Raw genomic sequence first — 23,995 nt, forward strand, 5'->3', positions numbered from 1 at the left:
TGGTCAGCCCGTGCAAGTATCGCCCAAGCTATGGGTACGCAGCAAACCACATTTTGGATGTCCGACCCCCTACGGTGGACATAGGTAATTCTTTGCGGTAGGTGCCCAAAGTGCTGGTTTGACAAAGCGATCCGCGCTGCACCATGATCAGCCGAAGCCACATTTGAGGCGGCCGCGCGGCGCATTGACGGCACAAAACGTCTTCCGTAGCGTAACTGCGGCGGCCGCATTCGACCCATGTCAGCCCTCCTCCTTGCACTGCTGATCCTGATCAGCGCCTTTTTTTCTGCTTCCGAAATCGCCCTGACGGCCTCGCGGCGCACGCGCCTGCAAACCTTGGCCGATGATGGCGACACCCGCGCCCTGCGTGTGCTGCAGCTCAAGGACATGCCCGGCAACTTCTTTACGGTGGTGCAGATCGGGGTAAATGCGGTGGCCATCCTGGCCGGTGTCATCGGCGACAGCCAAATTTCGGGGCCGCTGGTTGCGGCGCTGCGCGACTGGCTGCCGGCTGCCCGCGCCGAGCGTATCGGCAGCTTCGCCGGCTTCATCATCGTGACGGCGCTCTTCATTCTGTTTGCCGACCTGCTGCCCAAGCGCCTGGCCGTGCTTTATCCGGAGCGCTGCGCGATGTCGATCATCGGCCCGATGCAATCGTGCCTGCGCGCGTTGCGGCCGGTGGTATGGCTGTTCAACGGGGCCGCCGACATGTTTCTCAAGCTGTTTGGCGTGCCGACGCATCGGGTCGAGCAGATCACCACGGAGGACATTGCAGCCATGGTCGGCGCGGGTGCCGAGGCCGGCGTGCTGCGCAAGCATGAGCTGGCGATGATCGAGAACGTGTTCGAACTGGAATCCCGCACCATCACTTCGGTGATGACCGTGCGCGACGAGGTGATCTACTTCACGGTGGACGAACCGCTGGAGTCGATCAAGATGAAGATCATCGCGCAGCCGCATGCCGAATACCTGGTCTGCCGCGAAGACATTGACTCGGTGCTCGGCTTCATCGCGTCCAAGGACATCCTGCAACAGATTCTGTCGGAAGAGTCTTCCGCCGTAATCCGCAACATCAGCAAGCACTACGACAAGAATCTGCTGGTGCTGCCGGACACGCTCAACCTGTCACAGGCACTCACGCGCTTTCGCGAGATGCACGAGCGGTTTGGCGCGGTGGTCAACGAATACGGGCTCGTGGTGGGCGTGGTGACGCTCGACGACATTGTCGGCGCGGTGATGGGCGACATACTGTACTTGGGCGAAGACGAGCAGATCGTGCGCCGCGATGACGGCTCGTGCCTGATCGACGGTGTCACGCCGCTGGGCGACGTGAAACGCGCCTTCGACCTCGACGACCTGCCCGGCGAACACCACGTCGAAACGCTTGCCGGGCTGGTCATCTATGCGCTCAAGCGCATCCCCAAGAAGAGCGAAACCGTCGACATCGGGCCGCTGCATATCGAAGTGCTCGACATCGACAACCACCGGATCGATCAGTTGCTGGTGTCGCGGCGCATCGATCCGCCGGCAGCGACCGTGCCCTAGGCGTCGTGGGCGGCAAACACGTCCTTGGCGGCAAACATGCCGTTGAGCGCCGCAGGAAAACCCGCGTATAGCGCCATCTGCAGGATCGTCTCGGTGATCTCCTGGCGTGTCAGCCCCACGTTGAGCCCTGCCGCAATGTGCACCTTCAGCTGCGGGGCTGCGTTGCCCAGTGCGGTGAGCGCGGCAATGGTGGCGATTTCGCGCTCGCGCAGCGTCAGGCCGGGGCGGCAGTAGACATCTCCAAACCCGAATTCGACGATGTAGCGGCCGAGGTCGGGCGAGATGTCGGCCATGGCCTCGACCACGCGTTCGCCAGCCACATCATCGACTTCCTTGAGTTTTTGCCAGCCCCGCGCGTAGCGGTCGTCCTGCAGGTTGGCGTGGTTTGCGGCTTGTGCGGTGTGGTTGGTCGGGGTCATGCGCGTCCTCGTTCGGTTGGCGTTTTGGCTTGTGCTTCGATTTGGGAGATGAGGAAGCAGAGCCCTTGGCACCCCCGATGCCTTCGGCGGCTTCAATCCGTGCCCGGATGCCGTCGTAGACAACGAGTTTGACGCGCAGCACGGCCAGGGTCTCGGCCCGCGCGCGCAGCTCCGCTTCCAGCGCCGCCGCATGCAACTCCAGCAGACGTTGGCGCGCCGACACACTCTCCAGACTGTCGCCCTGCCGCCGCAGCGCGGCGTACGCCTGCATCTGCGCGATCGGCATGCCGGTATCGCGCAGGCGCAGCAGGAACTCCAGCCACGTCATGTCTTCGGCACGGAAGACACGATGGCCGTTATCGCGCCGCTGCACGCTGTCGAGCAGGCCGATGCGCTCGTAATAGCGCAGCGTATGCGTCGACAGGCCGGTGGCTTCTGCAACCTGGGCGATGGTCAGGAATGTGGTCATGAACGGAGCTTAGAAGTTAGAGCGCACTCTAAGTCAAGCGACTTTACGCGAATTCTTCCGGGCCTCCCAAAACAAAGCGCCGGCCCCTTTTCGGAGGCCGGCGCCTGTGTGCAGAAAAAACGGCAGGCTGCAGCTGATCAGCCGCCCACGCCGTATGCGCTCTTGTCCTGCAGCTTCGGACGGTGGTCGCGCTTCTTTTTCTTCTTGTGATGGTGAGCCTTCTTCTCGCCTGCGGCCGGTGCCGATGCCGCAGGTGCCGGCGCGGCGGCAGGCGAGGCAGGGGCCGGGGCAGCCGGCGCGGAAGCCTGCGCAAATGCGCCGGCGCTGAAGACTGCAGCCACAAGGGCAGCCAGGAGCTTGTTCATCGTGTTGTCCTTATAGAAGAGACTGGTTTATGGCGCGTTCCGGTACTGGATGGAGCGTGACCCAATCCGCTCCCGCACCTGCTGTGCAATGCGCGGCCCGATATCGGAATGACCCGGAATGACCCGCGCATCACCATGCAGTGTGGTGTAGGTGCCAGCGGTTGTCCACCCGAAGCCTGACGGTACGCCAATGCGCACGCCGGAGCCTTGATGTGTCTCAACCCATCGCAAGCAACAGCAGAGGCGCCAAAACTCACCTTGTTACGCGCGCTTACACCGTGGGAAGAACGCTTACAAACGGCGGTCAGCGCGTCCGCAATGTCAGGCGTTTTTGGAGGCATGGATCGCAAATGGGACGAGATCCATGTATCTGGAGTCCCAACATCCCGCTTGAATCTGATTAAGGAGTCTCACATGAAAGTCGCTCAATCCCTGGCCGCTCTGATCGTTGCTGGTGCCTTCGCAGCCCCCGTGTTCGCGGCTGGCACCGCCTCCGCACCGGCCGCCGCACCTGCACCGGCCGCGACCGCTGCAGCGACGACCACCGATGCCGCTTCGGCACCGAAGGCTGAAGCCAAGCACGAGAAGAAGCACGCTCACAAGAAGGCCCACAAGGCTGCAGCCAAGTCGGAAGCCAAGACCGACGCCGCTTCGGCACCGAAGGCCGCTGCGCCCGCCAAGCAATAAGGCCGTCGCGCCATGAAAAACGCCGGGACATTCCCGGCGTTTTTTTTGCCTGCTTAGCAGTGCATCAATGCAGATGCGGCAGACGCTTCGTGCCTTCGATCTGCACGGCTTGCAGTTCATGCGGCTTGAGGCCCAGCTCGCTCAGGATGGTCGGCGCGATCTGATTGGTATCGACGCGCTCGTCCACGATGCCAGCGTTGACACCCGCCCCCCACACCACGATCGGCACATGGCGATTTTCGGGACGGAAGCCGCCGTGCTCGGCGATCTTCGATAGCTTGCTGCCGGCCCACACCGTGCCCTGCTGCGCGATACCGACGACATCCGGAATGCGATCATCGCTGGGCTTCGCGCCAAAGAAGTCAGCCACCTCCTCGCCCACCACGAAGCGGCTCGCGCCGGCTTGCGTAAAGGGCTTGGCGATGGCATTGCCCGCCGAATCCGAGCCCACCCCTGTACCCGAATAGCCCAGCAGGAAGTGCTTCGTGAAGTGCAGTGCGGCCGGTGAGCGGTCGTTCAACCACAGCAGGATGCCGTCGTCGTCCATCGCGTGCGCAACGAGATGCGGCTTGGTCGCGTCCTTGCAGGTTGCGGCGTACTTTTCCCATGCGCAGTTGAGCGCGTCGATCATGTCGCCGTCGTTGACGATGGTGAGGTCTGCGCGGCTGTCGGGCGACTGGCCGTGCTTGGCCGACACGATCACCACCGTGTTGGACGGGTCGGCCGCCTTGACCAGCTCGCCAAGCTTGTTGTCGACGAAGGTCAGCGCGCTTTGCAGGACCACACCCGGCACTGCGCCGTTGTTGATGTAGCCACCCAGGCCGCCCGATACCTTGTTGGCAGTGTTGGACGGGTCCGGGTAATACGCCGACTTGTTCAGCTTCTGTGCGGTCGACACAGCCTGGAAGTTCATGCCAAGGATGGCAGGCACGCCGGGTGTGCCGTTGCCGGCGTGGTCGTGGCCCTTGAGCCAGTTCAACACGGCCTGCACCTTGAAGCTGTCGTAACGCTGCGTGTTCGTATTGTCTTTGGTCCAATCGGCACCGGGGCCGGCGGGCAGCGACGGGTCGGTTACCGAGCTGTTGATCTCGGGCGCGAACAGGTCGTCGATACCCTTGCCGCTCGGTCCGTTGAGGATTTCGTACGCGGCATGCTTGTCAGACCATGCCGTACGCAAACCATGCTTGCGCGCCACTTCAAACACCGTGTTGACCTTCAGATACTGGTGCGGATACACCGGAGCACAGGTGACGGGCGACACCGGTAGAAAGCTCGGGTCGATCAGGTCCTGCGCGCGGCCCGTCAGCTGCGAGATCTTTGAGAAATCCGCATACAGGCCTGGGATGCCCTGGCCGCTGTCAAGACGGTTCGGGTCTTTCGCGATCACTTCCGCATAGAAAACTTCAGCGCCGGGCTTGGTGGTGTGGCAGTTGGCGGCTGTCGTGCCGGCCGGAAGCAGGCTGCGGCTGTACGCGTCGTCGTAGTAGATGCCGGTGGTCTTCGGGTTGCCGCCGGTCACCTGGCCGACCATGCCCGGAAACGAGTCGGACGGGAACGGCGTGCGGGCATTGCGGTAGCTCACGCCGTGGCGCACAAGGTGCGCCAGTGTGGAGCCGGGATGGTTGCCGACGTACCAGTCGAGGTCGGACTGGTGCAAGCCGTCGACCGAAATCAGCAGGACATGCTTCGCGCGCGCGTGGCTCGCATGATCGTCATCGTCATCGGCGTGCACGTGTGCAGACAGACCACATGCCAGCGTGGAAAGCACGGCAACAGCAAGAGTTTTCTGGGGGGACACGGGTTTCTCCTCTGGATTACCGCCATCGGGCGGCCCGGTCACGCTAGCCTTGCTGTATGTCGGCCCGGCGACCTGTCCGTGTCGCTCGCATGACAAATGTAACGTCGGCCCGCCGGCCGGATGAGCCAACGTTTGCACCATCATCAACCGTTCGGGCGGTTCTACTAGAATGGCGTGCCCGTCGTTCCGTCCAATCGCGTTTCTCTCCAGTTCCGTTCGCTCATGCTGCTGCCTTCGCGTGCCCCGCTCCGCCTTCTGCTCCGTCTTTCCTCGGTCTTGGTTAGCGCGTTGTCAATCAGCGCTGCCCAGGCACAGACGGCCCCTGCCGCCAACGCGGAAAACAGCGCAGAGGCCGGCGACTGGAGCATCGCTGTCGGCCCGGCGATTTACATGTCGCCCAAGTATCCCGGTGCAAAATCAAGCTTCGTGTTTCCGTGGATCGATCAGGAAATCGAATACAGGCACCGGTTCTTTTCCAAAGGGATGGACTTTGCCGGCGTCTACCTCGCCAACAACGACACTTGGCAGGTGGGCGGTAACTTCCAGTTCGACCCGACGTGGCGCCATGCGCATGACGACGCGCGCCTGAATGGCCTGGGGAATGTCAACGTCACGGTGCGCGCCAAGGCGTTCGCTCAGTACACGGTGTCGCTCCTCACGTTGTCCACCGATGCGGAGCAGGACATCCTTGGTAACCGGCAGGGGTTGATCGTCAATGCCGATGCCTACGCGAGTGCGCCGGTGGGCCGCTGGCTGTTCAGCCTCGGCACCGGCGTGTCATGGACGAACGGCCAGTACATGCGTACGTTCTTCGGCGTGGACGATGGGCAGAGCGCGCGTTCGGGCCTGCCGGTATTTGCCACGCACGCGGGGCTGCGCGACATCCACTTCAACGCCATCGTCACGTGCAAGCTCGATGACCGGTGGACGGCCAATGGCTCGCTCACGGTAGCGCGACTGCGTGGCGATGCGGCGGACAGCCCGGTCACGCAGCGCCGCCAGCAGGCCACGGCCATGGCCTCCCTCACGTACCGGTTCCGCTGACATCCAGGCCAACATCGGGCGCCACGATGCGCGCAATCGCTTGCGCAGGCAGGGGGTTCCTTGCCTTGCGTCCGAGGGAACGAGGCAATCCGACCATGAAACCAGAACTTGCCCCGCGCGCCTCTCACCCAAAAGGACCATGCTTCCTTTTCACAACAGGCACGCACGTGCATTAGCGCAATCGCGCTGCTTTTTTTGCTAGTCTGTTTCGCAAGCGGCGATCACTTCCGATCAATGCGCGGGCAGTGAACGGTGTCTTCCCACCGGCGGCGGACACCGCAAGACAGGAGGGCTTGACCATGTTGCGGTGGATTGCAAACTGGGCCTTGAGCCACGCACCCTCTCCCGAGAAGCAGGCCGAACGCGCGCTAAGCGAATTGCGCATGGAGCTGTACCAGGCAGAGCAGCGCGTGATGGATGCACAAATGCACGCGGACTATTACCGCGCCCGTATCACGTTCCTGGAAGACGTCGTCAAGAAAGGCATCGAGCGCGTTTCCGACCAGCGCAAGGGCAAGCAGGAAAGCGCCCACGCATTGCGCGCCGGGCTCAAGTTCACGGCCGAGCTGTGGCGCGAATCGCAATCGCGCGACTCGCATGTGCTCAAGCGCCGCACGGCGATGTCGTTCATCGACCCGCACGACGCCCAGGCCGACGACTCGCACGCGCCCAAGATCCACCACTTCTCGAAGATCCCCGTGGATTCGGCGTTCGACGACAACGTGAGTGCGCTGCCCTCCAAGCACGCCGCGGCGGAAAAGGCGTAGGGCGTGCGCTGGCCGGTGCGGCCAGCCCGCAGTGAGCGCCCTTCTGTTGCGTCGACACGTTCGGCTCCGTGCGCAAGCGGTGGCGTCTACGGTGCCACCATTGACACGCCGTACTGGGCAAAAATCCGCTGCAGTTCGCCGCTCGCACGCAGCGCGTTGAGCGCGCTCTCGAGCGCCTGTGCCAGTTCGCGCTGATCCGCCTTGACGGCCATGCCGATCGCCCAGCCACGTGGCGGCAACAGCGGCGACTGCAGTTCGGTTGCCACAAAGCGCGTGGCAGGCGGGCTCTGCGTTTTCAACGCGTTTTCATACTGCGCGCGCGTCACCATTGCCGCGGCAATCTGCCCGGAAAACAGCGCACGCAGGGCCTCGTTGGCCTCCGGGTAGATCTTCACCTTGTCGCGAAGGCCGCCGTTGGCGCCGGCAAGCAGTGCGCTTGCGCCGCCCGATCCCTGCTCGGCGCCGGTCGCCTGGCCAGCAAGGTCTTCGAAACTGCTGACCTTGCCGACGCGGTCGCTGTCGTACACCAGCACATAGGCTTCACGCAGGTACGGCGCAAAAATCAGCACCTGGCCATTCTGGCGAATGAAGTTCGGGTCGACCGGCACATGCAGCATCACGTCGGCTGGGCCATATCCAAGGTAATGCCCCTTCCAGACCATGTTGCGCAGGTCGCCCGACATGCCATCCTCATCGGCATCGAACGGCAGCAACGACGCCGACAGCCCCATCTGTTTGCCGAGCGCGTTGGCAAGCGCCACGTCGATGCCGCTGAGCTGTCCCCCGACGTTATCGGAGAACGGTGGCAGCCCCTTGTACAGCGCGACCTTCAGCGCGCCGCTCTGGCGGATCTTCGCCATGTCGGCGTGGGCAGGCGCGACACTACCTACCATGGCTGCCGCAGCAAACAGCAGGCTGGCAAGGCGACGTAAGACGCGGGCCGCAGCCAACCGGAAACGGGCGTTCATGAGACCTCTCCTGGCGGAAAAAATGCGCGAGCCGACGCACACGAAGGCAGGGACAGCATCGGCTCGCAAAGCTGCCATAGCGGCAGCCCGACCTACTACTCCTGTACGCGGCGCGATTCCAGATACGTCTTGATCGACCAGACCGCTTCCTGGCTGAGCACGCCATCAAAGGGCGGCATGTAGACGCGGCCGTCGCGGGTGCGCCCGTGGCGGACGGTGGCGGTGAAGTACTGCGACACCTCGCCGTAGCAGGCTTCCTTCTTCTTGGCGTCGGCCAGCGACATGCAATCGGTGTCGAGCTTGCGCAGGTCGGGGGCGATGCCACCGGAGATGGCCTCCAGCCCGTGGCAACGCGCGCAGTTCTGGTTGAAAGCGGAGGATCCGATCCGCAGTGCTTCGTCGTGTGCGGGGCCCGTCCGGTATGGATTGTCCTGACGCCAATCGGCGCCGAGTTGCGGTAAGGTGTGCGTGTCTACGGCCTGCGGTGTGACATCGCCGTGAGCGGATACGGCTGCGGGCAATCCCCCGGCCAGAAGTGCGCAGGCAGAAAGCAGCGCGAGCAAGTTGCGAGGCGTTTTCAAGAGTGTCTCCTTGTTGTCGTTGAAGCGATCTTTTGGAGGCATTTCTGCAAGAGCCATACCAAGGCGCAAACCTGCCGGCAATCCCGGGCAACGTCCCTTAGGCGCTCCAGAGACCGGAAGCCGGGGTTGGCACAGGTGCTCAGGAATGCAACACCCTGGCAAGGGTCTTGCTTCATGGCGCAACACTTCCGGTTCGCACCTTGACCAAGTCAGGCGATCCGGGCGACCCGCACACAGATTGCGGGCGAGGTTAAAGGAGACACACCATGACCCCTCACGCGGCGCCCGGCCTGCGCGCTTCCGACAACGCTCCGGCCACGCTCGGTGACGCACCGCACGATCAGCCTGAGCTGATCGCGCAATCCCACGAGCGATCCAAGTCGTACGGCCTGCGGCCCTACGAGTCGCCCGACTTCTGCCCGGTGCTGCACAGCGAGCTGAAGACCGAGATTGAGCGCAGCCAATCGCTGTTCACGCATGCGCTGCCCGTGATGGAGACGCTCTACAGCCAGATCGTCAACACGCAGAGCATGGTGATCCTGACCGATACGTCGGGCCTGATCCTGCATTCGATGGGGGACGACGATTTCCTCGCCCAGGCCAGCAAGGTGGCCCTGCAACCGGGCGCGCTCTGGTCGGAAGCGAGTCGCGGCACAAACGCCATCGGCACGGCGCTGGCCGATGGCAAGCCCACGCTGGTCCACGGCTCCGAGCACTACCTGCAGGCCAACCAGTTCCTCACCTGTTCCTGTGCGCCGATCTTCGATCCGTACGGCGCCACCGTGGGCGCGCTCGACGTGACGGGTGACCACCGCGGCTTCCACAAGCACACCATGGCATTGGTGCGCATGTCGGCGCAGATGATCGAGAACCAGTTGTTTGCCAACACGTTCCAGGACGTGGTCTGCATCCACTTCCACTCGCGCCCGGAATTCATCGGCACGTTGGTCGAGGGCATTGCGGCGTTCACGCCGGCGGGGCGCTTCCTGTCGGCCAACCGGAGCGGCGAATTCCAGCTCGGCCTGTCGATCCGCGCGCTGCATGCCCATACGTTTTCGTCGCTGTTCGGGTTGTCGATGTCGCAGCTGATCGACCGTGAACGCACGGCAGCGGCGGGCATCGTTCAGCTGCAACTGCCCAGCGGCGTGAAGGTGTTTGCGCGCGTGGAATGGAAGCAGCTGGCGAACCGCATGGTGGGCGGCGCGATGGGCGCCGACCTCTCCGGGGACCGCGACAGGACGCCGCGCCGGGCCTACATCGAGCCACCCCGGCAGCCCGCCAGCCTCGAAGCGCTGGACACCGGCGACGCGCAGATTCAAACCGTGATCGGCAAACTGCGCAAGGTCATCGGCAAGGACATCCCGGTCATGATCCTGGGCGAAACCGGCACCGGCAAGGAATTGCTGGCGCGCGCCATCCACGCCGACAGCCCGCGCCACGCCGGCCCCTTCATCGCCGTGAATTGCGCGTCGATTCCGGAAGCACTGATTGAATCCGAACTGTTCGGCTACGAAGAAGGCGCCTTTACCGGCGCGCGCAAGAAGGGCGGCATCGGCAAGATGGTGCTGGCCAACGGCGGCACGCTGTTCCTTGACGAGATCGGCGACATGCCGCTGCACCTGCAGGCGCGCCTGTTGCGCGCGCTGCAAGAGCGTGCGGTTTCGCCGCTGGGCAGCAGCAAGCTGATCCAGGTGGACGTGACGGTCGTATGCGCGACGCACCGCAACATGCGGGAGATGGTGGCCAGCGGGCAGTTCCGCGAAGACCTGTACTACCGCCTCAACGGGCTTGTCGTGCGGCTGCCCGCGTTGCGCGAGCGCACCGACCTCGATGTGGTGGCCGACAAGCTGTTGAAGCTCGAACAGGCCGACGCGCCGCCCATCAGCGAAGCCGTCATGCAGATGTTCCGCAGCTACCACTGGCCCGGCAACATCCGCCAGCTCGGCAATCTGCTGCGCACCGCCCGGCTGATGGCCGAAGGCGCTCCGGAAATCACCGAAGACCATCTGCCGGACGATTTTCTTGAAGACTGGCAGGCGCGGCATGGCGACCAGCCGGCTGCGAACGTGGCGGGGGCAGGGGCAGGCGCGGTGGCAGCGGCTGCGCCGCCTGTCGCTCAAACCGTTGGCGGCACGCAGCCCAAGCGGCTGGCCGACGTGGAGAGCATGGCGATCATGGCGGCCGTGAAGGCGCACAACGGCAACATCTCCGCCGCTGCAAAGGCGCTCGGCATTTCACGCAACACGATCTACCGCAGGATCGACGAAGCCGGCGGCTTGCCCTCAGACACCGACTGACCACGCCGAAGCACGGATGGCAGCGCCCAGCGCTCTCGCCATCTCCCCCTCCGCAAGGTGTCCGCCCGGCACCCACACCAACCGCGCATGCGGGATCGCCGCAGATAACCGCAACGCATTGCCGGGCCGGCAAACCTTGTCTTTCTGCCCGTGCAGCAGCGTCACCGGCAGACCCCTCGCGCCGATACGCGTGGCCGCCCGCAGCAACGCTGCCTTCCCCAGCCCTGCTCGCCGATACAGGTAATGCGCCTGCAACCGGTACTTGCGCACGGAGGCCATGCGCTGCGGCCAGGTTTGGCGACGTACCGGCGGCCGCAGGCCCAATAACCGATGTTCCGCACGCTGCCACGCCGTGGCGATGTTCAATTTCTGAACAGTTGTTCCAAGCTGCAACATGTCTGTTGCAAAGAGAAGGCGACCGCGGGCAGCCGGAAAACCCTCGGCTCGCCCATCGACGCTTTGCAGGAGGTCTCGACCGGCGCCGCGCGCGTTGAACAAGGCCTGCACATCGTCGAAGCCCGTCAGGAACGCGCCGCGCAGCACCAGTGCCGATACGGCATCGGGAAAGCGATCGGCATAGGCCAATGCCAGCGCTGCGCCCCACGAGCCGCCGACCACCCCCCAGCGCTCGATGCCGAGCGCAATGCGCAGTTGCTCGAGATCCGCCAGCTGCGCCGTCACTGTATTGCGCCGTAGCGTGCCGGCTGGTCGCGAGCCCCCGGCACCGCGCTGGTCCGGCAGCACCGCGCGATGCAGCAGCGGATCGAACCAGGCAGCCATTGACGGCGAGCAGCCGCTGCCCGGCCCGCCATGCAGCACCAGCCACGGTTCGCCGCTGTCGGGGCCGCATTGGCGCACATGCAGGCGGTGGCCATCCGGCGTGCGCAGGTTGAAGCCGGCGGAGGTGGCCGGCCAGTCAGAAGTGGGCATGGATGTTGCCTTGATGACGATGCGGCGGCGCCGGGCAAACGCCTGCACCACCGCTGAACACCGCAGTGCACTCACTAACTATGCCAACCCTCAAGGAGGAGACATGAACTGGACAACCCCCGCCTATACCGAACTGCGACTCGGGTTCGAGATCACCATGTACATCGCCAACCGCTGATGCTGCTCGGCTGAGCACGCAAGGCTGCACGAACCCGCCGGTTCTTCACGGCGGGTTTTTTTCGGCGCTCAGCGCGCCTGCGTGACAACCATCCCCTGGCCGACTTCTTGCTCAATCCGCCCGACACGTTGGATCTGCATCATGACGATACTCAGGGTTCTAGGTTCAGCCGCCGGCGGCGGCTTCCCACAGTGGAACTGCAACTGTCGCAACTGCGACGGTGTGCGGCGCGGCACCGTGCGCGCCACCCCGCGCACGCAGTCTTCCATCGCACTGGGCGACGGCCGGCACAACTGGATCGTGGTGAACGCCTCGCCAGACATCCTCGCGCAACTGCGCAGTTCGCCGGCGCTGCAACCGGCACGCACGCCGCGCGATACGGGCATCGTGGGCGTGGTGCTGATGGATGCGCAGATCGACCACGTAACCGGTCTGCTGATGCTGCGCGAGCATCGCCAGGCGCTGCCCGTCTATGCCAGCGCGGCGGTCATCAGCGATCTGTCCACCGCCTTCCCGCTCACGCGCATGCTGTCGCACTACTGCGGGCTCGACACGCGCGCGCTGGCGCTGGACGGCACGGCGTTCTCGGTGCCCCCACTCGACGACGTGGCGTTGACAGCGATCCCGCTGGAGAGCAAGGCGCCGCCCTACTCGCCCAGCCGCAACGCGCGCCGACTGGGCGACAACATCGGCCTGCGCATCGTCGATCGGAGAAGCGGCCGGCGTGCGTTCTACGCGCCCGGTCTCGCGCGCGTCGAGCCGCATGTGTTCGACGAACTGGGCGCGGCCGACGTGGTGCTGGTGGATGGCACCTGCTGGCACGACGACGAAATGCTCGCCCTCGGTTTTTCCACCAAGACGGCTGCCGACATGGGCCACCTCGCGCAATCCGGCGCCGGCGGCATGATCGACGTGCTCGACCAGTTGCCGGCCACGCGCAAGGTGCTGATCCACATCAACAACACCAACCCGATTCTCGATGAAGACTCGCCGCAGCGCCGGGAGCTGGACGCACACGGCATCGAGGTGGCTTACGACGGCATGGAAATCTCGCTATGACACACCCTGTTGCCTGGACCGCCGAAGAGTTCGAAGCACGGCTGCGCGCGAAGCAGGCGGGCTATCACATTCATCATCCGTTCAACTTGCGCATGCGCGCTGGTGAATGCACGCCCGAGGAAATCCGCACGTGGGTGGCGAACCGTTTCTACTATCAGGTCAACATCCCGCTCAAGGATGCGGCCATCCTGTCCAACTGCCCTGACCGGGCAACGCGCCGCGAGTGGATCGTCCGCATTCATGACCACGACGGCGACGATGCGCAGCCGGGCGGCATCGAGAGCTGGGTGCGCTTAGGCGTTGCCGTGGGCCTGACGCGCGACGCGCTGTGGTCTCACCGGCATCTGCTGCCGGGCGTGCGCTTTGCGGTGGATGCGTATGTGAATTTTGCGCGCCGGGCGCCGTGGCAGGAGGCGGTGTGCTCCTCGCTCACGGAGATGTTCGCGCCGGACATCCACAAGGAACGGCTGGCCGGCTGGCCCGAGCACTATCCGTGGGTGCAGTCGGACGGGCTGGCGTACTTCCGCTCGCGCATTCCGCTGGCCTCGCGCGACGTCGAGCACGGCCTGCGCGTGACACTCGATTACTTCCGCACGCCCGAACAGCAGCAGCGCGCGCTGGACATCCTGCAGTTCAAGCTCGACATCCTCTGGTCGATGCTCGATGCCATCCAACAGGCCCACGCCCATGAACCCGCCCTTGCCTGATCCGGCCCACCCCACGCTGCACCGGACCTTCCGGCTGCAATGGGAAGACATGCAGCAAAGCTGGGTGCTGCTTTATCCCGAGGGCATGGTCACGCTCAATGACAGTGCCGCCGCGATCCTGCAGCGCTGCGACGGTGCCCATACCCTCGACATGCTGATCGACGACCTGCAATCCGCCTTTGGCGTGCAGGGCATCGCTCCGGAGGTCCACGCCTTTGTCAAACATGCATTCGAACGCGGCTGGCTCGTTTGACGCCCAATCGCTGCTGGCACCCGCAGCGACGCCGATGCCCGGGCCGCTGCTCTGGCTGCTGGCCGAGCTGACCTATCGCTGCCCGCTGCATTGCGCCTTCTGCTCCAACCCGGTCGACTACACGCGGCATGATCAGGAACTCACCACCGAGCAGTGGTGCGATGTGTTCACACAGGCCCGGGCGCTGGGTGCGGTGCAGCTGGGCCTGTCGGGCGGCGAACCGCTGTTGCGCAAGGATCTCGAAACGCTGGTGGCGCATGCGCATGGGCTCGGGTTCTATGTGAACCTCGTGACGTCCGGGGTGGGCCTGACCGGTGCGCGGCTTGGCGCATTGCGCGCTGCGGGGCTCGACCATATCCAGCTGTCGTTCCAGGATTCCACGCGCGAGCTGAACGACTTTCTCTCCAGCACGCGCACCTTTGACCTGAAGCGCCGCGTGGCCGATCTGATCAAGGCCCACGGCTATCCGATGGTGATGAACTGCGTGATGCACCGGCACAACCTGCCGCACATCGGCGCCATCATCGACATGGCGCTGGAGATCGGCGCTGAATACCTGGAGCTGGCCAACACGCAGTACTACGGCTGGGCATGGGAGAACCGCCTGGCGCTGATGCCGACCCTGGAGCAACTGCGCGATGCCGAAGCGGTGGTGAACGACTACCGCGCCCGCATCGGCAGCCGATGCCAGTTGCTTTACGTCGTGCCCGACTACTTCGAGCAGCGCCCGAAGAAGTGCATGAACGGCTGGGGTACGACATTTTTCGGCATCGCGCCGGATGGCGTTGCGCTGCCGTGCCACTCCGCGCGCATGCTGCCCGGCTTGGAGCTGCCGAACGTACGCAGCCAGCCGCTGCGCGATATCTGGCGAAGCAGCGACGCCTTTCAGCGCTTTCGCGGCACGCATTGGATGCCGCAGCCGTGCCAGTCGTGCGAATCGCGCGAGGACGATGCGGGCGGGTGTCGCTGTCAGGCGTATCTGTTGACGGGCGACGCGACACGCACGGACCCGGTGTGTGGAAAGTCGGCAGATCACGGCGCGCTGCAGCAGGTGGTACTGCAAGGCCGGATGGCTGCGATGAACGGGTTCGGGCAGATGCGCGACACCCGCACAGGCGAGGTCCCGATCGTGTTTCGCACCGATGCCAACTCGCGCCGGCTTACGCGGCCATAAAACGCAATCCCGGAAAAGAGAAAGGGCCGGTCAATGCCGGCCCTTTTTTCCTGGCGAACAACGCAGAAACTCAGGAGCCCGTACTCAACACCCAGGTCACGAGCTGCTTTGCTTCGTCTTCCTTGAGGTTGGGATGCGGGGGCATCGGGATGCGGCCCCACGCGCCCTTGCCGCCTTCACGGACTTTTTGCGCCAGTCTGGCGGGCGCGTCGGCATCGCCCTTGTATTTGGCGGCCACGTCGGCAAAGGCCGGGCCGACGATCTTCGCATGCATGCTGTGGCACGAAAAGCAACCGCTCTTGTCTGCCAGGGCCTGCATGTCGGGCGCGGCGTGGGCGGGCGCCGCCCCAATTGCTGCAAGCACGACGGCCAGCAGCGAGAACACTCCATGACGCATCATCACGATCTGAAACTCCTTGAAGCTGTGCGAGAGGCTGGGCGCCGCACGGGGCGCACAGCACTCCACCACGCACGTCAGTTCTTGTGCAGCTTGAACACCCAAACCGAACCGCCCTGCTCCAGGAAGTTCACGCGCTTGGCCACTTCACCGCCCCACAGCGGCACTGCACCACCCCAACCCGACACCACCGCCACGAACTGCTCGCCCTTGTCTTCCCAGGTGACGGGCGGCGCGACGATGCCGCTGCCGGTCTGGAATTGCCACAGCTCCTTGCCGGTCTTGGCATCGGCCGCCTTCAGATAGCCTTCGGGCGTGCCCCAGAACACCAGGCCGCCGGCAGTCGTCATCACCCCGCCCCACAGCGGCGCGTTGTTCTTGATCTGCCATTCGATCTTGCCGGTCTTCGGGTTGATCGCGCGCAGTGCGCCGATGTAGTCCTCATTGAGCGGCTTGATGGTGAAGCCGGCACCCAGGTAGGCCGCGCCCTTCTTGTAGCTGACGGGCTCGTTCCAGATGTCCATGCCCCATTCGTTGGCGGGCACGTAGAACAGGCCGGTTTGCGGGCTGTACGCCATCGGCATCTGGTTCTTGCCGCCCAGGAAGCCGGGCTCGGCAAACACCGACTTGCCCTTCTTCTCTTCACCCGCAGCTTCGGCCGGATCGCCGGGGCGGTGGTCCGACGCGTAATTCGGGCGGCCGGTCTTGAGGTCGATGCCGGTTGCCCAGTTGACCTTCACGAAGGGGAACGCGTTGAGCAGCTTGCCGGTCTTGGCGTCGTTCACGTAGAAGAAGCCGTTGCGATCGGCCTTGCCGCCGACGCGCTTGCCGTCCATGTCGAACGTCACGAACTCGTTCACGCCGTCGAAATCCCAGCCGTCGTTCGGGGTGTTCTGGTAGTGCCAGACGATCTTGCCGGTGTCCGGATCGATAGCCAGCGTGGAAGACGAATACAGGTTGTCGCCCTTGCGCAGATGGCTGTTCCACGGGCCTGGGTTGCCGGTGCCGAAGTAGACCAGGTTGGTCTGCGGGTCATACGTGCCGCCCAGCCACGTCGATGCGCCACCGGTCTTCCAGGTCTCGCCGGGCCAGCTCGCGTTGAGCGTGCCCGTCATGCCGTTCTCGGTCTTGTTGCCGTCCTTGTCGTACTTGTAGCCCATGTGGCCTTCGACCGTCGGCCGCGACCAGATCAGCTGGCCGGTCTTGGCGTCGCGTGCCTCCACACGGCCCACCACGCCAAACTCGCCGCCCGACACGCCGGTCAGCACCATCCCTTTCACGATCAACGGCGCAGCAGTGGTCGAATAGCCGGCGGCGTAGTCGTCGATCTTCTCTTTCCAGACGATCTTGCCGGTGTCCTGGTTCAGCGCGATCAACTGCGCATCCAGCGTGGAGAAGATGACGAGGTTGTCATACAGCGCAGCGCCACGATTGACCACGTCGCAGCACGGCATGATGCCGTCGGGCAGACGCTGCTCGTACTTCCACAGTTTCGTGCCGGTCTTCAGGTCGATCGCATAGATGCGCGAGTACGACGCGGTGACGAACATCTTGCCGTTGTAGATCAGTGGCTGGGCTTCCTGTCCGCGCTGCTTCTCACCGCCAAACGAGAACGACCATGCCGGCACAAGCTGGCTGACATTCTTCGTATTGATCTTGGTGAGCGTCGAGAAGCGCTGCCCTTGCGTGCCCATGCCCCAGGTCAGCACGTCGTTCGACGATTTCGCGTCATTCTCGATCATGGCATCAGTAACCGGGGGCGTTGCCGCGTGCACGGCAACACTTGCTGCCGCCATGGCAGCCGCAAGTGCAATCACTCGTAGTGTCCTCATTCTCGTCTCCTCTACCTCTCTTTATGGTCCAGGTCCGGCAGTGTGATGTCACACCGGTCGACTCAGGGCAAATCCCGTGCCATCGAAAAAAGCTGTGAAACCGCGGTTTCAGACAACTTGCCGCGCGGTGTTGCGTGCCATACCGCAACACATCGTTTGTTCTGTTGCGAATTGGAGCAACACCGTGATGCAGCCCGCGCAGCGCTACAGCACAGGTGTGCGCCGGCCCGGCAACATGCGCTGCACGCAGCGCTGCGCATCGAACCACTGATGCTTGACCACCCCGGCAACGTGGAGCACCACCAGGCAGAGCAGCAGATCGGCCGTCGTGCTATGCACCGTGTAAAACATGTGCTGCAGTGCGCTGTCGACCCAGCCCCAGCGCGGCAACGGCACGCCCCAGAAACGCGTTCCGTATGCATTGAACGATGACCCGAGATAGCCCGACACCGGCATGACGACGATGCACATGTAGAGCAGGCGGTGGGTGATGCGGGCCAGCTCCGTCTCCCAGCAGTGCAGCCCCGGAATGGACGGTGGCGCAGCGCGGCGGACACGCACAACCACGCGCCACGCAATCACCAGCGCCGCTGTCAGCCCGAGCGATTTATGCAGATTCACCAAGGCCGCCTTCCCCGGCGCGCCTTTGGCCAGACCGGTCATGTAGAAGCCCAGCGCGAACAGGCTGCCTAACAGCAAGGCGCTCACCCAATGCAAGGCGATCGGCAGGCCCGCGTAAGCGGCGGCGGAGGCGGGTCGATCAGCGCGGCGCATCAAGGCTGCCCACCGAGGTTGGATAGGTCACCACGCCCCAGGGCAGCTTGTAGCCCGGCAGCGTATCGACGACCTCGCGCTTCTGCGGGTCGATCACCTGCACGGTGTTCGAGCGGCCGCAGGCAAGCAGCAGCTTCTGCTCGCCGGGCGTGAAGCTGAAGTGCCAGCAACGCTTGCCGACCGGGATGGTGGCCACCTGCGCAAACGTGCGGGCATCGAACACTTGCAGCTGATCTGCCCGGCTGGCGGCCACCCAGAGATATCGGCCCTCCCGATCAAACGCGACACCGTATGGTCCCTGGCCCGTCGGCACGGTCTTGATCGGGTTGAAACCCGCATCCAGCAACAACAGGTTGTTCGAGTTTTCCAGCGTCACTACATAGGTCTTTCCGTCCGGTGCGATCTTGATGCCGCGCGGCCGATTGCCGAACGGCGCGACATCCACCCGCCGGATCTGCTTGAGCGTCGACAGCTCGTAGACGCCGACCGTGTTGTCGCCCTCATTGGCGACTAGCAGCAACGTGCCGGCCGGTGAAAATTCGATGGCTTCAGTCTCGCGTGCGGCCTTGATGCGCCCGACGACCGCCCACTGGTTGAGATCGATGATCGCGACTTCAGCGGGCGCCTCGTCCTTTTCATCGTTCTCGTCTTTCTTATCTGGGCTGTTCTTGCCCGGCGGCCCGCCTTCCGAGGATGGCTCGTATGTGACGAACGCTCGGCGGCCGTCGGGCGAGATGCGCATGAACTCAACGTTCCTGCCCACCGCGATGCGCTTGATCTCCTTGCGCGTGGCCGTATCGACCACGGACACATCGGCGCTGCCCTGGTTGGCCGTCAGCAACCAGCGGCCGTCGGGCGTGACAGCGAGGCCGCGCGGGTCCTTGCCCACGGCAATCTCGTCAAGCCGTTTGAGCGTATGTGCGTTCAGCACCGTGACGCCACCGCCCTGATTGGTGACATAGGCGACGGGGTCCGGCACCACGGCAACTGCCTGGAGCGTCGATACCCAGCCCACGCACAGCAGCGTGGCGATCCGGAGGTAAAAGGTCAGTGCGTTCATGGTGGTCTCTTCTGAGGGGCTCAGTCCGCGTTGGCATCCGCGGCCTTGCCTCCGAACGAATACGTCAGGCCAATCCAGATCGCGCGCGGCGATGCCGGCGTCATGAATTGCTGCGTCGCGAGCGTGTAGATGCTCCGCATGCCCGACAGGCCGTACGTGGAATAGCGCTTGTTGAACAGGTTGCTGATGTACGCCGAAATCTCGAGATGTTTCGTCGGCTTGTAATGCAGGTTCAGATTGACGAGGCCGTAGCCCGGCACCTCGCCGTTCGGGTCGGCATTGCTTTCGTTGCCGTGCGCGATCTGCTTGCTGACGAAGATCACGTTCCCGCCCATCGACAGGTTCGGGCTGAAGGCGTACGACGTGCCCAGCTTGAGCGTCTTCGCGGGGATGCCCGGGATCTTGTTGCCGCTGACGACGTTCTGCCCGCTGGCCGTGGTGAATGCTGACTTATAGATTGCATCGACATAGCCGAAGTTGGCCGACAACGACCATTTGTCGATCTTCGTGCTGGCGCCCAGTTCAAAGCCGCGCCGCTCCGTCTTGCCGACGTTGGCAAAGTAGCCGTACGTGTTTGATGTGGCGATGAACTGGATGTCATTGCTGAGGCGCGAGTCGTAGACTGACGCGCTCCAGTAGGTGGACTTGCCAATTTTTCCGCGGCCGCCGAACTCGATTGTTTTAGCCACCACGGCTTTCAGGTCGGGATCGCCGTTGAACCCGGTCGGCAGCGAGCACGGGCTGTTCGGATCGGCGCAAGACAGCTCGATCGAGGTCGGGGCGCGCATCGATTCGCTGTAGTTGCCGAAGATGCCCTGACCGGCCCCGAGGTCGTAGTTGAATCCCAACGACGGGTTGAACCGGTGGTAATGATGAGAGCCGGCCAGGCTGTTGGTTTGCGGGCCGGCGACCGCCCCTGCCGGCACACCGTTAGGGTTGGAGGCTGCGCCGGATCCAGTGTTGGAATACCGGTAGGCGTCCACATAGCCGGGGTTGTAGTACGACACGCCTGATACGGCGTCCGTCCAGGAATAGCCGCCGTCTTCGTTCAGGTATTTGTTGTTGGCACCGCCCTGGTTGAGCGTGGTGTAGTTGAAGCTGCCCGATGCGGTCACGCTCAGCTTTTCCGTCACGCTCAACGTATCGGTGAAGTACAGGCTGAAGTTGTTGACGTTGGACGACAGGTTGACCGCGCCGATGACGTTGCTGCCGGTGAACAATGTCGGGTTCGACGCCGAAGGTGCCGATCCATTCGCGGTGAATCCGTACGCCTGATTGGGCGTCACCACCGCCTGATAGTTGATCAACCGTGCCAGGTAGGTGGTCTGGTCGTACGCGATGCGCGAGTGGTCGAACGCGCCACCCAACGTGAACGTATTGTTGCGTCCCGCCAGCTGGCCGAAGTTCGACCACTGCAGGGACGTGCCCACCGTGTCTTCATGCGTGGCGGAATCGACAACACTGGTGTTGATGGCGTTGGTCCAGCGGCCGTAGCCGAGCGCCAGCGCATTCGTGCCGGTCACTGCATTGACTGCCGTGCCGTTGGGCGCCTTGTTCGCGCACTTGTACGTGGTGATGCCGCCAGCGGTGGTCGTTGCCAGCGAGCCGTCGTCGTTGAAACAGCCATCGTCGAGTTGCGCATTGCTGTTGACGTTGTGAAGGCTGGCCTTGCGGTAGTAGACGCTCGCGGCCAGTTGAGTAGTGTCGTTCAACCAATGGCTGCCCTTGAGGTTCAGCAGCGCCATCCGGTTTGAGATGGTGTCGGGCCACGTATAGGCTGCACTGCGGTTAGCCATCATGTCCATCGGCAACGACTGCGTGCCGCTCAGCGTGGTATCTGCCAGTGCGGCCGAAAGCTCCAGCTGGGTAGCGCCGTCGTTGCCGTGCCACCGCGCTTTTCCATAGAGTTGCTTGACGTTCGAACCCGAGTGGTCGCGAAAGCCGTCCTGCCGGTCTAAGTTGCCGGCGATGAAGTAATCGGTGCCGTGGGCCTTGTCGACGATACCGGTCTCAAAGCTCAGCGCACGGCGGCCGAACGACCCGCCCAGCGCCTCGATCGACGTGCCGGCGTTGTCCTTCCCGTTCTTGGTGTTGACGACAAGCGCGCCACCCAGTGTGTTGAGGCCGAACATCGGGTTGGAGCCCGGCAGGATGTTGACGCTGGACATTGCGTTCATGGGAATCAGATCCCAGTTCACGATGGAGCCGAAGGGCTCGTTCATCCGCACGCCATCAAAGTAGACCGACACGCCAATCGGCACGCCCAGCAGCGACGACACCTGGAACCCGCGATAGTTGATGTCGTTCTGGTACGGATTGCCCGACCCGTTGCTGATGCTCACCTGCCCGAGGTTGTCGTTCAGCAGATCCGCCAGGTTGGAGCTGCGTTGCTCGCGCGCATCCTTTGCGCTCACACGCTGCGCATTGGCAGGAAACTGCGACAGCGGCACGCCAATGCTGTCGATCGGGGTGGAGCCGACGACCTGCGCGGTCGGCAATGCCACCGCCACGATCTGGTCTTCGGCAAACCCGGGCGAGCAAAGCCCCACGGCGGCGAGCGCAGCGACTCCGCCAGCAAGGCGCGGCGCGGCATTGCGCGCACGGCGGGCACCCTTCCCCGAACGGCTGGTATTCGAAAGCACGAAGTGTCTCCCTGATGTTCTCGCTCGCGGGTCTCGGGGCGCGGGTCGCAATGACGCATCCCGGAGAACAGGCGTGGCGATGGCTAATCCCGGCGGGAAATCAGCGGCAATGGGGTGGACACCCGCGCGCGTTGCGGCAGGGCAAATGGTTGGCACACGGCCTTGTCTCCTCTTCTTTTTTGCCAGCGGGGTCGTTGCCCCGCAGGTCAGCGGCTGGCGCTCGGGGTCGATCCCCCTTCGCCAGCCGTCCAGCTACACCATCAGAAGAAGCCCAGCGGCTTGGTGTCGTAGCTCACCAGCAGGTTCTTGGTCTGCTGGTAGTGGTCGAGCATCATCTTGTGGGTCTCGCGGCCCACGCCCGACTTCTTGTAGCCACCAAACGCTGCGTGCGCCGGATACAGGTGGTAGCAGTTCGTCCACACGCGCCCCGCCTTGATGGCGCGGCCCACGCGGTAGGCGCGGTTGATGTCGCGCGTCCACAGACCGGCGCCCAGGCCGAAATCGGTGTCGTTGGCAATCTGCAGCGCCTGTGCTTCGTCCTTGAAGGTGGTCACGGCAATCACCGGGCCGAAAATCTCTTCCTGGAACACGCGCATGCTGTTGTCGCCCTTGAGCAGCGTCGGCTTGATGTAATAACCCTTCGACAGATTGCCGGGCAGCACTTCCACATCGCCGCCGACCAGGCATTCGGCGCCCTCCTCCTGCGCGATCTCCAGGTAGCTGCGGATCTTGTAGAACTGCTGCTCCGAAGCCTGCGCGCCGACCATCGTCTCGGTGTCGAGCGGGTCACCGCGCTTGATGGCGGCCACCTTGGTCATCACTGCGTCCATGAAGCGGCTGTAGATGGATTCCTGCACCAGCGCGCGCGATGGGCACGTGCACACTTCGCCCTGGTTGAAGAAGCCCAGCACCAGGCCTTCAGCGGCCTTCTCGATGAAGCTCGGCTCGGCCTGCATGATGTCTTCGAAGTAGATGTTGGGCGACTTGCCGCCCAGCTCCACCGTCGACGGAATGATGTTTTCGGCCGCGCACTTCATGATGTGCGAGCCCACCGGCGTCGAGCCCGTAAAGGCGATCTTGGCGATGCGCTTGCTGGTGGCCAGTGCCTCGCCGGCTTCCTTGCCGTAGCCGTGCACGACGTTGAGCACGCCAGCCGGCAGCAGGTCGCCAATCAGCTCCATCAGCACGCAGATGCCCAGCGGCGTCTGCTCGGCCGGCTTGAGCACCACGCAGTTGCCGGCAGCCAGCGCGGGCGCCAGCTTCCACGCGGCCATCAGCAGCGGAAAGTTCCACGGGATGATCTGGCCGACCACGCCCAGCGGCTCGTGGATGTGATACGCCACGGTGTGTTCGTTGATCTCGGCAGCGGAACCTTCCTGCGCGCGGATGCAGCCGGCGAAGTAGCGGAAGTGGTCAACGGCCAGCGGGATGTCGGCATTCAGCGTTTCGCGCACGGGCTTGCCGTTGTCCCACGTTTCGGTCACGGCCAGCAGTTCGAGGTTCTGCTCGATGCGGTCCGCGATCTTCAGCAGGATCAACGAGCGGTCCTGCACCGAGGTGCGTCCCCAGGCGTCAGCGGCGGCGTGCGCGGCGTCGAGCGCGCGGTCGATGTCTTCCGCGGTCGAGCGCGGGAACTCGCCGATCACCTCGCCCGTCACCGGGGTCGTGTTGGTGAAGTACTGGCCCTTGACCGGCGACACGAATTCGCCACCGATGAAATTGCCATAGCGCGGCTTGAACGAAACGATGGCGCCGGGAGTGCCGGGATGAGCGTAACGCATGGGTTGTCTCCTGATGTTTGAGTGATGACCGCAGCGTCGTTGTCTGCGCTGTGTCCGGTCGTCATCTGCAAAACCCGGGCCATCCCCTGAAGCGGATGTGGCGTCCCTCCCCAGATCGGCAGTTCACCTCGGCCGGCTTGCCTAACTGCTCCAGAATGGAACAGCGGGTGTTGCAAAGCGCAACGCCCCATCGCGTGAACAACGGGCCGCCCCGCGTGCGAACACGCTGCACGCATGGCACGACTTTCGCGATGCGAGCCTTTCATCT

The 23,995-nt window shown here is 63.9% G+C and carries 23 protein-coding genes; 10 read left to right on the plus strand and 13 right to left on the minus strand.

Annotated elements, in window-relative coordinates:
* Positions 1-237 precede the first annotated feature (237 nt).
* Entirely contained in the window at positions 238-1,545 is a 1,308-nt protein-coding gene (locus N5B55_RS11055; protein WP_304538195.1) for a hemolysin family protein, read from the plus strand.
* Here the strand turns inward: N5B55_RS11055 and N5B55_RS11060 are convergent.
* The 3 genes from N5B55_RS11060 to N5B55_RS11070 form a co-directional block, all read right to left on the minus strand.
* Complete coding sequence (locus N5B55_RS11060) at positions 1,542-1,964, minus strand: carboxymuconolactone decarboxylase family protein (protein WP_304538196.1); 423 nt, start codon at positions 1,962-1,964, stop codon at positions 1,542-1,544. The two genes, N5B55_RS11055 and N5B55_RS11060, sit on opposite strands and share 4 nt — an antisense overlap.
* Positions 1,867-2,433, minus strand: coding sequence for a MerR family transcriptional regulator (locus tag N5B55_RS11065; protein WP_304538197.1), 567 nt, complete (start codon positions 2,431-2,433; stop codon positions 1,867-1,869). Before N5B55_RS11065 ends, N5B55_RS11060 begins: the two co-directional genes overlap by 98 nt.
* 137 nt (positions 2,434-2,570) lie before the next feature.
* Positions 2,571-2,798, minus strand: coding sequence for a signal peptidase (locus N5B55_RS11070; RefSeq protein WP_065859866.1), 228 nt, complete (start codon positions 2,796-2,798; stop codon positions 2,571-2,573).
* A gap of 414 nt (positions 2,799-3,212) precedes the next feature.
* On the opposite strand from N5B55_RS11070, the gene N5B55_RS11075 reads away from it, so the two are divergent.
* A complete protein-coding gene (locus N5B55_RS11075) occupies positions 3,213-3,485 on the plus strand; it encodes a hypothetical protein (protein ID WP_004631175.1) in 273 nt (90 codons plus the stop codon).
* 64 nt (positions 3,486-3,549) lie between these two features.
* On the opposite strand, the gene N5B55_RS11080 is transcribed toward N5B55_RS11075, so the two are convergent.
* On the minus strand, positions 3,550-5,283 hold the full coding sequence (locus N5B55_RS11080; protein ID WP_304538198.1) for an alkaline phosphatase family protein: 1,734 nt from the start codon (positions 5,281-5,283) through the stop codon (positions 3,550-3,552).
* A gap of 222 nt (positions 5,284-5,505) precedes the next feature.
* Here N5B55_RS11080 and N5B55_RS11085 point away from each other — a divergent pair, with 222 nt between their 5' ends.
* Entirely contained in the window at positions 5,506-6,327 is an 822-nt protein-coding gene (locus tag N5B55_RS11085; RefSeq protein ID WP_304538199.1) for a MipA/OmpV family protein, read from the plus strand.
* A 326-nt stretch (positions 6,328-6,653) separates the two neighbouring features.
* Positions 6,654-7,094 carry a hypothetical protein gene (locus N5B55_RS11090; protein ID WP_254659159.1) on the plus strand — a complete coding sequence of 147 codons (441 nt, stop codon included), beginning with the start codon at positions 6,654-6,656 and terminating at the stop codon, positions 7,092-7,094.
* Between the two features lie 86 nt (positions 7,095-7,180).
* Here the strand turns inward: N5B55_RS11090 and N5B55_RS11095 are convergent, their stop codons facing one another.
* A complete protein-coding gene (locus N5B55_RS11095) occupies positions 7,181-8,062 on the minus strand; it encodes a substrate-binding periplasmic protein (RefSeq protein WP_304538200.1) in 882 nt (293 codons plus the stop codon).
* Between the two features lie 95 nt (positions 8,063-8,157).
* Positions 8,158-8,643: a cytochrome c-550 PedF gene (gene pedF, locus N5B55_RS11100; RefSeq protein ID WP_041668233.1), complete on the minus strand. Its 486-nt coding sequence runs from the start codon at positions 8,641-8,643 to the stop codon at positions 8,158-8,160.
* A gap of 266 nt (positions 8,644-8,909) precedes the next feature.
* Here pedF and N5B55_RS11105 point away from each other — a divergent pair, with 266 nt between their 5' ends.
* Positions 8,910-10,940, plus strand: coding sequence for a sigma-54-dependent Fis family transcriptional regulator (locus N5B55_RS11105; RefSeq protein ID WP_304538201.1), 2,031 nt, complete (start codon positions 8,910-8,912; stop codon positions 10,938-10,940).
* Here the strand turns inward: N5B55_RS11105 and N5B55_RS11110 are convergent.
* Positions 10,926-11,870, minus strand: coding sequence for an alpha/beta fold hydrolase (locus N5B55_RS11110; RefSeq protein ID WP_304538202.1), 945 nt, complete (start codon positions 11,868-11,870; stop codon positions 10,926-10,928). The two genes, N5B55_RS11105 and N5B55_RS11110, sit on opposite strands and share 15 nt — an antisense overlap.
* Positions 11,871-11,973: 103 nt before the next feature.
* Between N5B55_RS11110 and pqqA the strand changes: the two genes are divergently transcribed.
* The 5 genes from pqqA to pqqE all read left to right on the plus strand — a co-directional run bounded on the left by pqqA (position 11,974) and on the right by pqqE (position 15,241).
* On the plus strand, positions 11,974-12,048 hold the full coding sequence (gene pqqA, locus N5B55_RS11115) for a pyrroloquinoline quinone precursor peptide PqqA (protein WP_009277446.1): 75 nt from the start codon (positions 11,974-11,976) through the stop codon (positions 12,046-12,048).
* A gap of 141 nt (positions 12,049-12,189) precedes the next feature.
* Positions 12,190-13,107 (plus strand): pyrroloquinoline quinone biosynthesis protein PqqB, encoded by a 918-nt coding sequence (gene pqqB, locus N5B55_RS11120; RefSeq protein WP_304538203.1) that lies wholly within the window; start codon positions 12,190-12,192, stop codon positions 13,105-13,107.
* Entirely contained in the window at positions 13,104-13,814 is a 711-nt protein-coding gene (gene pqqC / locus N5B55_RS11125; RefSeq protein WP_065859873.1) for a pyrroloquinoline-quinone synthase PqqC, read from the plus strand. Before pqqB ends, pqqC begins: the two co-directional genes overlap by 4 nt.
* Complete coding sequence (gene pqqD / locus N5B55_RS11130; RefSeq protein WP_065859874.1) at positions 13,795-14,067, plus strand: pyrroloquinoline quinone biosynthesis peptide chaperone PqqD; 273 nt, start codon at positions 13,795-13,797, stop codon at positions 14,065-14,067. The genes pqqC and pqqD overlap by 20 nt, the downstream gene beginning before the upstream one ends.
* On the plus strand, positions 14,039-15,241 hold the full coding sequence (gene pqqE, locus N5B55_RS11135) for a pyrroloquinoline quinone biosynthesis protein PqqE (RefSeq protein WP_304538204.1): 1,203 nt from the start codon (positions 14,039-14,041) through the stop codon (positions 15,239-15,241). The genes pqqD and pqqE overlap by 29 nt, the downstream gene beginning before the upstream one ends.
* Positions 15,242-15,311: 70 nt before the next feature.
* Here pqqE and N5B55_RS11140 read toward each other — a convergent pair whose 3' ends face one another.
* The 6 genes from N5B55_RS11140 to exaC form a co-directional block, all read right to left on the minus strand.
* Positions 15,312-15,644, minus strand: coding sequence for a c-type cytochrome (locus N5B55_RS11140; protein ID WP_178960490.1), 333 nt, complete (start codon positions 15,642-15,644; stop codon positions 15,312-15,314).
* Between the two features lie 71 nt (positions 15,645-15,715).
* A complete protein-coding gene (locus N5B55_RS11145) occupies positions 15,716-17,470 on the minus strand; it encodes a PQQ-dependent methanol/ethanol family dehydrogenase (RefSeq protein WP_178960491.1) in 1,755 nt (584 codons plus the stop codon).
* Between the two features lie 204 nt (positions 17,471-17,674).
* Complete coding sequence (locus N5B55_RS11150) at positions 17,675-18,244, minus strand: cytochrome b (RefSeq protein ID WP_304538205.1); 570 nt, start codon at positions 18,242-18,244, stop codon at positions 17,675-17,677.
* On the minus strand, positions 18,231-19,304 hold the full coding sequence (locus tag N5B55_RS11155; RefSeq protein WP_304538206.1) for a beta-propeller fold lactonase family protein: 1,074 nt from the start codon (positions 19,302-19,304) through the stop codon (positions 18,231-18,233). The genes N5B55_RS11150 and N5B55_RS11155 overlap by 14 nt, the downstream gene beginning before the upstream one ends.
* 20 nt (positions 19,305-19,324) lie before the next feature.
* Positions 19,325-21,946 (minus strand): TonB-dependent receptor domain-containing protein, encoded by a 2,622-nt coding sequence (locus N5B55_RS11160; protein WP_304538207.1) that lies wholly within the window; start codon positions 21,944-21,946, stop codon positions 19,325-19,327.
* Positions 21,947-22,206: 260 nt separating this feature from the next.
* A complete protein-coding gene (gene exaC, locus N5B55_RS11165) occupies positions 22,207-23,727 on the minus strand; it encodes an acetaldehyde dehydrogenase ExaC (protein WP_045205996.1) in 1,521 nt (506 codons plus the stop codon).
* Between the last annotated feature and the right edge of the window lie 268 nt (positions 23,728-23,995).

It is taken from the genome of Ralstonia pickettii (assembly GCF_030582395.1).
Classification (GTDB): Bacteria; Pseudomonadota; Gammaproteobacteria; order Burkholderiales; family Burkholderiaceae; genus Ralstonia; species Ralstonia pickettii_D.

Coding starts and splice junctions, on each gene's coding strand:
- N5B55_RS11055 (WP_304538195.1), top strand. CDS start 238: ATGTCAGCCCTCCTCCTTGCACTGCTGATCCTGATCAGCGCCTTTTTT.
- N5B55_RS11060 (WP_304538196.1), bottom strand. CDS start 1,964: ATGACCCCGACCAACCACACCGCACAAGCCGCAAACCACGCCAACCTG.
- N5B55_RS11065 (WP_304538197.1), bottom strand. CDS start 2,433: ATGACCACATTCCTGACCATCGCCCAGGTTGCAGAAGCCACCGGCCTG.
- N5B55_RS11070 (WP_065859866.1), bottom strand. CDS start 2,798: ATGAACAAGCTCCTGGCTGCCCTTGTGGCTGCAGTCTTCAGCGCCGGC.
- N5B55_RS11075 (WP_004631175.1), top strand. CDS start 3,213: ATGAAAGTCGCTCAATCCCTGGCCGCTCTGATCGTTGCTGGTGCCTTC.
- N5B55_RS11085 (WP_304538199.1), top strand. CDS start 5,506: ATGCTGCTGCCTTCGCGTGCCCCGCTCCGCCTTCTGCTCCGTCTTTCC.
- N5B55_RS11095 (WP_304538200.1), bottom strand. CDS start 8,062: ATGAACGCCCGTTTCCGGTTGGCTGCGGCCCGCGTCTTACGTCGCCTT.
- N5B55_RS11105 (WP_304538201.1), top strand. CDS start 8,910: ATGACCCCTCACGCGGCGCCCGGCCTGCGCGCTTCCGACAACGCTCCG.
- N5B55_RS11110 (WP_304538202.1), bottom strand. CDS start 11,870: ATGCCCACTTCTGACTGGCCGGCCACCTCCGCCGGCTTCAACCTGCGC.
- pqqB (WP_304538203.1), top strand. CDS start 12,190: ATGACGATACTCAGGGTTCTAGGTTCAGCCGCCGGCGGCGGCTTCCCA.
- pqqC (WP_065859873.1), top strand. CDS start 13,104: ATGACACACCCTGTTGCCTGGACCGCCGAAGAGTTCGAAGCACGGCTG.
- pqqD (WP_065859874.1), top strand. CDS start 13,795: ATGAACCCGCCCTTGCCTGATCCGGCCCACCCCACGCTGCACCGGACC.
- pqqE (WP_304538204.1), top strand. CDS start 14,039: ATGCATTCGAACGCGGCTGGCTCGTTTGACGCCCAATCGCTGCTGGCA.
- N5B55_RS11145 (WP_178960491.1), bottom strand. CDS start 17,470: ATGAGGACACTACGAGTGATTGCACTTGCGGCTGCCATGGCGGCAGCA.
- N5B55_RS11150 (WP_304538205.1), bottom strand. CDS start 18,244: ATGCGCCGCGCTGATCGACCCGCCTCCGCCGCCGCTTACGCGGGCCTG.
- N5B55_RS11155 (WP_304538206.1), bottom strand. CDS start 19,304: ATGAACGCACTGACCTTTTACCTCCGGATCGCCACGCTGCTGTGCGTG.
- exaC (WP_045205996.1), bottom strand. CDS start 23,727: ATGCGTTACGCTCATCCCGGCACTCCCGGCGCCATCGTTTCGTTCAAG.